Below are 11,954 nucleotides of genomic sequence, written 5' to 3'. Positions count from 1 at the left end.
TCGGGGCGGCGATCCGCCGCGCCGCTGACGGTCGCCGGTTGGATGGGCAGTTCACCGAACGGGTGCTGTTCGCCCTGGTCGCCCAGCGGGCCTTGGAACCAGGATCGAAGCTGGCGGCGACCGGCTGGGTGGGCGAGCGGGTCGCGATCGACGGGCTGGCCGAACTGGGCGAGGATCACGCCTACCGGGCGATGGACTTCCTCCTGGAGGTGCTCGAGGAGATCGCCGCCGAGATCTTCGACTCCGTGGCGAACCTGCTCAACCTCGATCTGGACATCGTGTTCGTCGACACCACCAGCACCTATTTTGAGACCGACCACCCCGACGAGCTGCCCGAACTCCAGGACGACAACCCTGGCGACGAGGACGCCAATCCGGTCGAATCCGGGGCCCGCGCGTTCGGCCACTCCAAAGACTTCCGCACCGATCTACCGCAGGTGGTCATCGCGATGGCCGTCACCCGCGATGGCATCCCGGTGCGCTGCTGGACCTTCCCGGGCGACACCGGTGACAGTCAGATCATCCGCACCATCAAGGACGATCTGGACGACTGGAACCTGCGCCGAATGGTGTGGGTCGCCGACCGTGGCTTCGCCTCGCAGGCCAACCGCAGCTATCTCACCCGCGGTGGCGGGCACTACATCCACGCCGAGAAGCTGCGCCACACCAACCGTGAGGCCACCGCTGCCCTGGCCCGCCCGGGGCGCTACCGCACTGTGGCCGGCAATCTGCGTGTGAAGGAAGTGCGCGTCGCCCCCGGTGGCCAGGGTGACGGCGATGGTGGCGCCCGGGCGGTGCGGTTCGTGATCTGCCACAACCCCGACCAGGCAGACCGCGACCAGGCAGTCCGGGCGAACCTGATGGACCATCTGGCCGGATTGATCGATGGCTCCGATGCGTGGACTCCCGCGAAGCGCTCGGAGTTCGTCGGCTCGCTGAAGAACAAGCCGGGCCTGCGCCGCTACCTGCGCCGTACCGCCACTGGCCTGCTGCGCATCGACCGGGCCGCCGCCAAGCGCGAGGCCCAGCTCGACGGCAAGTGGCTGCTGCGCACCTCCGACACCACCCTGACCGCCGAAGATCTGGCCGCGGCCTACAAGCAACTCCTGGCCGTGGAGGCCGGCTGGCGGGACATGAAAAGCAGCCTCGGCCTGCGGCCGGTGTTCCACCGTCGCGAGGACCGGATCCGCGCCCACGTGCAACTGTGCTGGCTCGCACTGCTGTTGATCCGCGTCGCCGAGACCACCACCGGGCAGACCTGGCGCACCCTGCGGCATGAACTCGACCGGCTCCACCTGGTCACCCTGGCCACCAGCGAAGGCACCGTCAGGCAGCGCTCCCAGCCCACCGAGGCCCAAAAGCAGATCTGGCGCGACCTCGAACTGCCCGAGCCACCGAAGTTCGCCGACTTCACCACCACCTGACACCGCCCCGCGCGCAGACCCGCAGGGGCCGTAGTAACACGACCCCTGCGAGCTTCAACATGCCTTACCGCAGGCCACACCAACTTTCGGCGCCTACCGTGTGCCCACCAGCTGCGAAACCCCGGTCAGGACGCGGCGGAGTGTTCCTTCGCCTTGAACCAGGTCGACACGTCGTCGGCCGCCCGTCGCACCGTGCCCCCGTCCGCACCGGCGGCGAGGTCGTTGAAACTGTCGCGCTCGTCGGGCAGGCCGGCTGGCTCGTGGGCCCCGGGCGTCCCGAATCCCATCCGCCAATCGGGGAAGCTGCGGTCGACGGTCGTCTCGGTGAGGATCACGCGGAGGTGGTGGTGCCGCTCATCGGCGATGATGTCGTCCAGGAGGGCATCGATCTCGGCCGGTGGGCCCTCGAGGAACTGGATGAAGCAGTTGTCCCGGAAGAGCAGGATGCCGGTGATCCCCACGCGACGATTGCGGTGCCTGGCAGTGCGCAGGATCGACTCGAAGTCCTCGGGCACCATCTGCCTGGTCGGCGTACTCGTGTACACGAGGTACTTGAGAAGGCCCTCGTCCGGCACCGCGGTCTGCTCCGCGGTCGGCTCGGCGTCGGAACGCATCGGGACCCCCGTTCTCGCCTGCGGCGAAGTACGACGTGCGCAGGCTGGTCAACGCACCTTCCCCCGGACTGTACGGCGTGCCCCTACAGCGGCAGGACGTCGACCTCGGCGCCGGACTCCAGTGAGGTGACGTCGGCGGGGATCTCGATCAACACGTCCGCCCGGGCCATCGAGGCCACGAGGTGCGAGCCGGGGCCCGAGACCGGATCGGCAGTGGGCCGGCCGTCGCCGTCCGCGGCCAGCGCCGCCCGCAGGTACTGCACCCGCCCGGCAGGCGAGGTGACATCGCGGGACAGGCGGGCGCGGACGGGGCGGATCGGCGCGCGGCCGACGGCCTCGAGGATGACCGGCCGCAGGAGCACGACGAACGACACCATCGCGCTCACGGGGTTGCCCGGCAGGCACACCACGGGAGTCCCACGCCAGCTCGAGAGCCCCTGCGGGCCGCCGGGCTGCATGGCGATCGGGGCGAAACGAGCGCCTTCCCGGTCGGCGAGCACCTGGCGCACGACCTCGGCGTCGCCCATCGACACCGCGCCGACGGTCACCACGAGGTCGGCGTCCCCGGCGGCCTCGTCGAGAGTCGAGGTGAACGCCGCGCGGTCATCGCCGCTGATGAGCGTCGTGGTGACCTCGCAGCCGCACGCCTTGAGCGCGGCGGCCAGGGTGATCGAGTTGGACTCCCAGATCTGGCCGGGCGCGAGCGGCCGCCCCGGCGCCACCAGCTCGGAACCGGTCGCCACCACCCCGACCCGCGGCCGCGGCCGCACGCCGAGTCCCGACTCCCCGAGCGAGGCCGCCGCCGCCAGGTGCCGCGCCTGTAGCCGCACCCCGGCGTCGATCACCACGTCGCCGGCCCGGACATCGTCCCCCGGGCGACGGATGAACTCGCCCCGCGACCGCGGCGCATGCACCAGGACGACAGTGGGGTCGGTCTCGCTCACGGTCGTGTCCTCGATGGGCACCACACAATCGGCACCCCGGGGGACGGGCGCTCCGGTCATGATCTTGCAGGCCTCGTCGTCGTCGACATCGGGTCCCGGCCCGTCACCGGCGTGCACCGCCCCGACCACCGTCAGCCGCGCCGGCGAGTCGGGTCCCGCCCCGGCCACGTCAGCGGAGCGCACCGCGTACCCGTCCATCTGCGAGTTGACGAACAGCGGCAGGTCGACCGACGCCCGCAACGCCGCCGAGAGCACCGAGTCCGCGCACGCCGCGAGCGGCAGGTGCGTACTGCGGGCGGCCCGCTCGAGGACCGGCTCCAGGTGCGCACGCAGGAGCTCGCGGTACTCGGCGGGGGACGGGCGGCTCGGCCTGTCGGGCAGGGAGGTCATGTAACCACCGTAACCGCGTTGTACTGTGCCTACGGTCCGCGCGAGTGCGGCCGGACGCAGCGAGAGTGGGGAAGAAGTGGGTCTCTGGTCGGTACACGGCGACGGCAAGAACATCAGACCCGGCGAGGTTGTCGCCCCCATGGAGCGGTTGAGCTGGCCGCGGACCATCGGGATCGGCGCCCAGCACGTGGTGTCGATGTTCGGCGCGACATTCGTCTTCCCCATCATCATGGGGCTCAACCCGCAGCTGGCGATCCTCTTCTCCGGCGTGTGCACCCTCCTGTTCCTCGCGGTGGTCAAGGGGCAGGTCCCCAGCTACCTCGGCACCTCGGTGGCATTCGTCGGCGCGGTCGCCGCCATCCGCGCGCAGGGCGGCACCAGCGCCGAGGTGACCGGCGCCATGCTCGTCGCCGGCGCGACGCTGCTGGTGGTGGGCCTGATCGTGCACGTCGTGGGCGGCCGCGTGGTCACCGCGATCCTGCCGCCGGTGGTGACCGGCGCCGTGGTGATGCTGCTCGGCTTCAACCTGGCGCCGGTGGTGGCGGAGACGTACTGGCCGCAGGACCAGTGGGTCGCGCTGGCGGTGATGATCGTGCTGATCGGGATGACCGTGGGACTCAAGGGCTTCGCCGGGCGGATCGCGATCTTCCTGTCCCTGGTCTTCGGCTACGTCCTGTCCTGGGTGCTCGACCTGGTCACCGGGCCCGAGAGCCCGCGCGTGGACTGGTCGGGAGTGTGGGACGCGCCGTGGATCGGGCTGCCGCCGATGACCGACGAGGCCGCCGGCGTGGTGGGTATCCACGCGCCCGACTTCTCGCTGGCGTTCGTACTGCTCGTGGTGCCGGGCGTCATCGCGCTCATCGCCGAGAACGCCGGGCACGTCAAGGCGATCGGCGAGATCACCCGCACCGAGACCGACGGCCTGATGGGCCGGGCCCTCGCCGCGGACGGCGCGGGAACCGTGCTGGCGACCTCGTTCGGTGGATCGGCGACGACGACGTACGCCGAGAACATCGGCGTGATGGCCGCGACCAAGGTGTACTCGACGGCCGCCTACGTGGTGGCCGCGCTGACCGCGATCGTGCTGGGGTGTTCCCCCAAGCTGGGGGCCGTGATCTCCGCGACCCCGGGCGGCGTGCTCGGCGGCATCACGGTGGTGCTCTACGGCATGATCGGCCTGCTCGGCGCCAAGATTTGGAAGGAGAACCGGGTCGACTTCGGCAACCCGCTCAACCTGGTGCCGGTGGCGGCGGGTGTGGTGATCGCGATCGGGGACACCACCCTGGTCATCACCGGCGACTTCCAGCTTGGTGGCATCGCGCTGGGCACCCTCGTGGTGGTCCTGGGCTACCACCTGGGGCGGGCGATCGCGCCGCAGCTGCGGGGCCAGGCCGAGCGCGACGAGATCCACGAGCTCACGCTCCTGGGTCCGAACCCGGACGTCCCCGCCCCGCCAGGGGCGCGCCGCGGACGGGGACACAGCGGATAGGTGACCGGACGGGGGTCGCACGCCGCCGGACGGTGCCCCCTACACTCGGAGCCACGCGACCGCGGAGGGAGGTGGGCGCCGTGACCGAACCGGACACCCGCAGCCCCTCCACGCGCCCCGCCACCCCGCTGCTCGTCGACTCCTTCGGCCGCGTCGCCCGCGACCTCCGCGTCTCGCTGACCGAGAAGTGCTCGCTGCGCTGCACGTACTGCATGCCCGAGGAAGGACTGCCGCCCATCCCGGACGCCGCGCGGATGACCGCTGACGAGGTGATCCGGCTGGTCGCCCTGGCGCACCGCGAGCTGGGCGTGCACGAGGTCCGCTTCACCGGGGGAGAACCCCTTATGCGGGCCGACCTCGAGCACATCATCGCCGGCACGCGGGCCGAGTGCCCCGACCTGCCGATCGCGATGACCTCCAACGGCGTGGGGCTCGAACACCGGGTCGGCGCGCTGGTCGAGGCCGGTCTGGACCGGATCAACATCTCCCTGGACACCGTCAACCGCCTCGAGTTCGCCCAACTCACCCGCAGGGACCGGCTGCCGTCCGTCCTGCGGGGAGTGCGGGCCGCGGTCGAGGCCGGCCTGGACCCGGTGAAGGTCAACGCGGTGCCCCTGCGGGCGACCCTGCACGGAGCGCCCGACCTGCTGGAATGGGCCCTGGCGGAGGGGGTGCAACTACGGTTCATCGAGGAGATGCCGCTCGACGCCGACAACACGTGGTCGCGCGCGGAGATGGTGACCGCGCAGGACGTGCTGGACTCCCTCGGCACCCGCTTCGACCTCGTTCCCGCCGGGCGCGAGGACCCGTCCGCGCCGGCCGAGATGTGGCGGGTCGCCGGACGCGCCGTGGGAGATGCTCCCGCAACGGTCGGGGTGATCGCGACCGTCACCCGCAACTTCTGCGCCGCCTGCGACCGGACCCGCCTCACCGCCGAGGGGACCGTGCGGTCGTGTCTGTTCAGCGACGACGAGACGGACGTCCTCGGGGTGCTGAGATCGGGCGCCCCGGACCACGAGGTCGCCGAGGTCTGGCGCGGCGCGATGTGGGGCAAGCAGGCAGGCCACGGCATCGGCGGCACCGCCTTCCACAGGCCGCGGCGGTCGATGGGCGCCATAGGTGGTTGACGTGTCAGTGCCGGAGGATAGGGTTGACGTCGTGAGCAGGACACCGAGAGTGATCACCGTGGGGTACTACGCGGCCGCCGAGGACGCCGCGGGTACCGCCCGCGAACGGCTGCACACACAGGCCACGACCGTCGGGGAGTTGGCGCGGGAGGTCTGCGAGCGACACGGTGAGCCGCTGGCCAGCATCGTGACCGTGTCGTCGTTCCTCGTGGGTGAGGAGACGACCCGTGACCCCCACGCCTCGATCGACGGTGTCTCCGAGGTGGACGTGCTGCCTCCCTTCGCCGGAGGCTGATCGGTGAACCGGGGCCGGGCTGTCAGCGCGTTCGCTCTCGCCCTGGCGTGCTCGGGAACCGTCGCGTGCGCCGAGCCGGAGCCCGACTCCCCCGTCATGACCCTCGGGGTCGCCGCCTCGCCGTCCCTGTCCGAGGCGTTCACCGAGATGATCGACGTCTTCGAGGACGAGCACCCCGGGGTCCGGGTGAGCCTGGAACTGGGCCGCTCCGACACGATCGCCGAGGGGATGCCCGCCCGCGACGACATCAACGTGTTCGCCTCCGCGGACGAGGGCTCCATGCAGTGGCTCGTCGATACGGGAGTGGCGGTCGAACCGGTGGTGTTCGCGCGCAACCACGTCGTCGTCGCGGTCCCGTCCGGCAACCCGCGCCAGGTCACCGGCCTCCGCGACCTGGAACGGCCCGACCTGCGGGTGGGGCTGTGCGAGCTGGACGTCCCCTGCGGTCGCGCGGCGGAGTCGCTGTTGGCCGTGGCGGGCGTGGCCACCCCGCCGGGGGTCCCCCGTGATCCGAGTTCGCGCGCGCTCGCGGCCCGCCTGGCGGACCATGAACTCGACGTGGGCATCGTCTACCGCACCGATGTCGCCGCGTCCCACGGTTGGGTGGCGCTGGCCGAGGTCGACCAGCGCGACAGGGAGCTGGCGCAGGACGCCGGCACGACGCGGTACACGGTGGCCAGGATCCCGGGTGCCGAGGACGGCCCCGACGCCGGGGCCGAGCGCGCGGCCGCGAGCGAGTTCCTCGACTTGGTGACGTCGGACCGCGGCCGTCGCGCCCTCGAGATCGCCGGGTTGGCCCCGCTGCCGCAGTAGGCGTCTGCGCGGTCGGGGGGCGGACCTAGACTCGGCGGTATGGACACCGCGGCGCACCGGACCCCGTCCCGGCGGAAGGGGTCGTGGCACCGCCGGGCGACCCGGCCCGTGCAGCTGTGGATGATCGCCCTCGTGCTGCTGGGTGTGGTCCACCGGTGGGTGCCCGCCGCGACGTGGACGATCATCCACGTCTTCACCCTGGGCCTGCTCACCAACTCGATCCTCGTGTGGGGCCAGCACTTCACCGAGACCCTGCTGCACCGGCGACCCCCGGAGGCGTCACGCGCGCTCCAGGTGCGCAGGATCATGCTGCTCAACGCCGGGATCGTGGTCCTGGTCGTGGGCATGATCGGGTCGTGGCCGATCCCGATCGTCACCGGCGCCACGGTCGTGGGCGGCGCGGTGGCCTGGTACGTCGTGGACCTGGTCGGGCAGCTGCGGGCGGCGGAACCGACCCGGTTCCGGCCGATCGTCCGGTACTACGCCGTGGCGGCCGCGTTCCTGCCCGCCGGGGCGGTGGCCGGTGCCTTCATGGGGGTCGGGGTCCCGGGGGAGTGGGCCGTCCGCCTGCACGCGTTCCACCTCGCGGTCAACGTCCTGGGGTTCGTCGGGATCACCGTCCTGACCACCCTGGTGACCTTCTGGGCGACGGTACTGCGCACCCCCATGGCCGCCGGCCAGGACGCGGCGGCGGTCCGGTCCCTGGGGGTGATGTCGGTCGCGGTGGTGGTGGCCGCGGCGGGCTCGCTCGCGGGCGTGACGCCGGTGACCGCCACGGCACTGGGCGTGTACCTGCTGGCCGTGCTGTGGCACCTGGTCCACCTCGTCCGCACCGCGCGCACGGCGCCGCCGCGGGAGTTCGCCTCGATGAGTATCGCGTGTGGGCTGGTGTGGTTGCCGGTGTCGTTGGGGTGGGCGACGTGGCTCGTCGCGACCGGCCGGATCGGCGAACTGGGACAGGTGACGACCCCGCTGCTCGCCGGTGCGGCCGCCCAGATCCTCTTCGGGGCGATGAGCTTCCTCATGCCCACCGTGATGCGGGGTGGTCCGGCGGCGGTGCGGGCGGGGATGGTGGAGATGAACCGCCTGGTCGCCTTCCGCCTCGTCCTGGTCAACGCCGGCCTGGTTGTCTTCCTCGTGCCCGGTGGGACCAGTTGGACCCGGGTCGTCGGCTCCACGCTGGCGTTCGGAGGGTTCGCGCTGTTCCTGCCGGTGATGATCCGCGCCGTCCGCGCGCAGTTGGCCGTCATCCGGAGCGCGGCCGCGGCCCGCGAGGCCGGCGAGAAGCCCGCCCGCGTCACCCCGGGCACGTCCCGGCCGGAGATCGCGCCCGGCCGTCGGCGGAATCTGGTCGGCGCGCTGTCCGCCGCGCTGGTGGTGGTCCTCGCCACGGGGGCCGCGCTCGCCGCCGACCCGTCCTCGCCACTCCGCCGCACCGGTCAGGCCGCGTCGGTCACCCCGACCGGGAACACGACGACCGTGGAGGTCACGGCGGTGGGGATGAGGTTCGAACCGAACACGGTGACGGTCCCCGCCGGCGACCGGCTGGTGATCGAACTGACGAACGACGACGACACGACGGTGCACGACCTGTACCTGACCAACGGGGCCGGCTCGGGCAGGGTCGACCCGGGCGGAACCGCCACGGTGGACGCCGGCGTGGTCGGGCGTTCCCTCGAGGGATGGTGCACGATCGCCGGGCACAGGGCGATGGGCATGACCTTCCAGGTCCGGGTCGAGGGCGGTGATCCCGCCGCCGGGCACGACGCCCATGGTGGGGCCGGGGGCGCCGCGGGCATCGCCCCCGCCGAGGCGATCGACGTGCTGGCCCCGCCCTCCGACGAGTTCGTGACCCGCGACCCGGCCCTCGCGCCCGCCCCGACGGGCCGCGAACACCGGATCACCCTCACGGTCGAGGAGACCACCGGCGAACTCGCGCCCGGGGTGGTGCGGCCCGTGTGGACCTACAACGGCGGGCTGCCGGCCCCGACCCTCCGCGGCACGGTGGGTGACACGTTCATCGTCACCCTCCGCAACGAGGGGACCATCGGACACTCGATCGATTTCCACGCCGGCGACGTCGGTCCCGACGAGGTGATGCGGACGATCCCGCCGGGCGAGGAGCTGGAGTACCGGTTCACCGTGACTCGGGCCGGCGCCTGGCTCTACCACTGTGCGACCGCGCCCATGAGCGGCCACGTCGCCGCGGGGATGTTCGGCGCGCTCATCGTGGACCCGCCGGGCCTGACCGAGGTGGACCGCGAGTACGCCCTGGTCCAGTCCGAGTCGTACCTCGGCGCCGAGGACGAGCCGTTCGACTCCGGCAAGATCGCGGCCGGGCAGCCCGACCTGGTGATGTTCAACGGGCACGCGACCCAGTACCGGCGGGACCCGCTGACCGCCCGGGTCGGCGAGACCGTGCGCGTGTGGGTGGTGGCGGCCGGACCGAGTGACGGGACGAGCTTCCACGTGGTGGGCTCACAGTTCGACACCGTGTACAAGGAGGGCGCCTACCTGCTGCGGGACGGGCGGGACGCCTTCGGCAGTGGGAACGGGGGCGCACAGGCGCTCGACCTGGCCCCGTCGCAGGGCGGGTTCGTGGAGATGACCTTCGTCGAGCCCGGGCGCTACACGTTCGTGGACCACTCGTTCGCCGACGCCGAGAAGGGCGCGGCGGGCTTCCTCGACGTCACTGAGTAGACGCCGCGGAGTAGGCGCCCCGGCCGGCGGTCCCGCGGGGGTGGGTGACGCATCACGGAATAGGCGAGCGGGTGGGCCGGTTGATATAGATGACACATCACGCAACCGCGATGCCGAGAGCAAGGAGGGCACCATGCCCGTCTACGTCCAGAACCCCGATCCCCGCAGCCTGGCCGAGCGCCCGGCCGACGACCTGCTCGCGGCGGACACGCGCATGGGCGCGGTCGAACTCCTGGTCCGGGACCTGGACTCGATGATCGCGTTCTACGCCGACGGCGTGGCCCTGGACGTGCTCGAGCAGGCCGGCGAGACCGCCGTGCTCGGCCGGGCGGGTCGACCGATCGTGCGGATGCGCCGCATGCCCGAGCTGCCGCCGCGCACGCAGGGGCAGGCCGGACTGTTCCACACCGCGGTGATGTTCGACGACGAGCCGTCGCTGGCCGCGGCCGTCGCCTCGGTCGCCCGGCATGCGCCGAGATCCTTCACCGGCAGCGCCGATCACCTCTACAGTCAGGCGTTCTACTTCGACGACCCCGAGGGCAACGGTGTCGAGCTGTACACCGACCGGCCCCGCGACACCTGGGCCACCGAGCCCCACGGGTTGCTGAAGGTGGCCACCAACCCGCTTGACCCCAACGCCTTCCTGCGCACGCACCTCACCCCGCCGGTCGCCGGTTCGTCGATCGGGACGTCCGCGGCACTGGGGCACGTCCACCTCCAGGTCGGCGACATCGGGACAGCCCGCGACTTCTACGTCGACGCCCTCGGCTTCGAGGTGATGAGCGACGTCGGTTCGGCACTGTTCATCGCCGCCGGCGGGTACCACCATCACATCGCGGTCAACACCTGGGGCACGGCCGGCGCCGGCCCGCGCGCGGCGGCCCTGGGCCTGGGCCGGGTGAACATCGAGCTGCCCACCGCGGACGATGTCGACGCACTCCGGCAGCGACTGGCCGACCACCGGATCGAGACACGTCACGACGGCGCGGTCCTGCGATTCGACGACCCGTGGGGGACCGTCATCGAGGTCGGGGTCGAGCGGGCCTGACCCCGGTCCCCCGGCGTGGTCAGACCCAGTCGACGGACAGCGGGGAACGACGTCCCCACCCGACGGTCTGTAACAGTGGTTCGTCCAGCTCCAGGGCAGGGTACCCGAGGCACAGGTAGGCCAGAGGGCGTGCGCCCGGCGGAAGCCGCACGCTGTCGGAGAGATGGCCGGGTTCCACGAGACTCACCCATCCCATACCGAGGCCTTCCGCCGTCACCGCCAGCCACAACAGGGTGATCGCGGCGACCACGCTGTACTCGGTCGCCGCCGGGACGCTGGTGGTCCCGAGGATCGGACCCGGCGGCGGCACATGGCTGACCACCAGGCCCACGGGCGCCTGGAGGATGCCCTCCAGGCGGAGCGAGTCGTACAGTTCGCGGCGTTCGCCGCCGAACCGTTCGGCCTCGGCGGCGCGGACCGCGCGGAAGCCGTAGTGGATGTGTTCCCGTACGGCGCGGTCCTCGACCACCGTGACGTGCCACGGCTGGCTCAGTCCGACACTCGGCGCGACCGCGAAGACCTCGAGCAGTCGCTCGATGGTCTCCCGCGCGACCGGTGTCGGGTGGAAGTGACGATGGTCGCGGCGGGTCGACAGGATGCGCCACAGGGCGTCGCCGTCACTTCTCATATCCGTACTCCTCGGACTCCACTCTCGGCCGGTCGCGGTAGGGGCCCACCGACTCTAGACTGGCGCCCCCGGACATGGAGGTACACGATGGCATTCCTACGCAATGCACTGAGGAGCGGGATCGCGCTCAAGGCCGTACAGGTGGTCAAGCGCGAGGCCTCGAAGCCCGAGAACCAGCGCAAGGCCCGCGAGTTCGCGGAGAAGATGCGCAACCGCCGGCGCTGACGGTTCGACCCGTCCCGCCCCTGACGGCGGGGCGGGGTCCGCGCCGCCGCTCCGGCCCGTCATGTAGGGGCCCGCGGGGACCCCGGGGGGGTGGGGTTGGTCAATCGCAAGAGGCAGATGAGCCAGGCCCCGGGCACGCCCCCCAACCCACCCGCCCCCAACTACGCCAGCAGCGGCGGGGCGTCCGCGCCCGAGCCGGGGGACTCCACCGCGGCGGAAACACACCACGGGGGAGAGAATCACCCACAAGGGGGGGG

General features: G+C 71.8%; 11 protein-coding genes. 8 read left to right on the top strand and 3 right to left on the bottom strand.

The window, feature by feature from the left end:
- Positions 1-1,424: IS1634 family transposase (locus Q2K20_RS15045; RefSeq protein WP_317176908.1), on the top strand; the 1,424-nt coding region annotated here is incomplete at its 5' end.
- 125 nt (positions 1,425-1,549) lie between these two features.
- Here the strand turns inward: Q2K20_RS15045 and Q2K20_RS15040 are convergent.
- Positions 1,550-2,038 carry a BLUF domain-containing protein gene (locus Q2K20_RS15040; RefSeq protein WP_069388765.1) on the bottom strand — a complete coding sequence of 163 codons (489 nt, stop codon included), beginning with the start codon at positions 2,036-2,038 and terminating at the stop codon, positions 1,550-1,552.
- Between the two features lie 83 nt (positions 2,039-2,121).
- Positions 2,122-3,372 (bottom strand): gephyrin-like molybdotransferase Glp, encoded by a 1,251-nt coding sequence (gene glp, locus Q2K20_RS15035; protein WP_269503029.1) that lies wholly within the window; start codon positions 3,370-3,372, stop codon positions 2,122-2,124.
- Between the two features lie 76 nt (positions 3,373-3,448).
- On the opposite strand from glp, the gene Q2K20_RS15030 reads away from it, so the two are divergent.
- From Q2K20_RS15030 to Q2K20_RS15005, 6 genes are all read left to right on the top strand, one after another.
- Positions 3,449-4,861 carry a uracil-xanthine permease family protein gene (locus Q2K20_RS15030; RefSeq protein WP_235027783.1) on the top strand — a complete coding sequence of 471 codons (1,413 nt, stop codon included), beginning with the start codon at positions 3,449-3,451 and terminating at the stop codon, positions 4,859-4,861.
- A gap of 71 nt (positions 4,862-4,932) precedes the next feature.
- The gene (moaA, locus tag Q2K20_RS15025) at positions 4,933-5,988 is read left to right on the top strand and encodes a GTP 3',8-cyclase MoaA (RefSeq protein ID WP_069389177.1); all 1,056 of its coding nucleotides are present in this window, start codon (positions 4,933-4,935) and stop codon (positions 5,986-5,988) included.
- 31 nt (positions 5,989-6,019) lie between these two features.
- Positions 6,020-6,283 (top strand): MoaD/ThiS family protein, encoded by a 264-nt coding sequence (locus Q2K20_RS15020; RefSeq protein WP_227022118.1) that lies wholly within the window; start codon positions 6,020-6,022, stop codon positions 6,281-6,283.
- A gap of 3 nt (positions 6,284-6,286) precedes the next feature.
- Positions 6,287-7,096 (top strand): molybdate ABC transporter substrate-binding protein, encoded by an 810-nt coding sequence (locus Q2K20_RS15015; RefSeq protein WP_069389178.1) that lies wholly within the window; start codon positions 6,287-6,289, stop codon positions 7,094-7,096.
- A gap of 39 nt (positions 7,097-7,135) precedes the next feature.
- The gene (locus tag Q2K20_RS15010) at positions 7,136-9,796 is read left to right on the top strand and encodes a multicopper oxidase domain-containing protein (RefSeq protein ID WP_269503024.1); all 2,661 of its coding nucleotides are present in this window, start codon (positions 7,136-7,138) and stop codon (positions 9,794-9,796) included.
- A gap of 133 nt (positions 9,797-9,929) precedes the next feature.
- Positions 9,930-10,844: a VOC family protein gene (locus Q2K20_RS15005; protein ID WP_159148165.1), complete on the top strand. Its 915-nt coding sequence runs from the start codon at positions 9,930-9,932 to the stop codon at positions 10,842-10,844.
- 19 nt (positions 10,845-10,863) lie between these two features.
- Here Q2K20_RS15005 and bluB read toward each other — a convergent pair whose 3' ends face one another.
- Positions 10,864-11,472, bottom strand: coding sequence for a 5,6-dimethylbenzimidazole synthase (gene bluB / locus Q2K20_RS15000; protein ID WP_067715013.1), 609 nt, complete (start codon positions 11,470-11,472; stop codon positions 10,864-10,866).
- 87 nt (positions 11,473-11,559) lie between these two features.
- Between bluB and Q2K20_RS14995 the strand changes: the two genes are divergently transcribed.
- Positions 11,560-11,697, top strand: coding sequence for a hypothetical protein (locus Q2K20_RS14995; protein ID WP_167457859.1), 138 nt, complete (start codon positions 11,560-11,562; stop codon positions 11,695-11,697).
- The last annotated feature ends 257 nt before the right edge of the window (positions 11,698-11,954 follow it).

This window comes from Dietzia sp. IN118 (genome assembly GCF_032905965.1).
Classification (GTDB): Bacteria; Actinomycetota; Actinomycetes; order Mycobacteriales; family Mycobacteriaceae; genus Dietzia; species Dietzia kunjamensis.
This window is presented reverse-complemented; position numbering and strand designations above follow the sequence as displayed.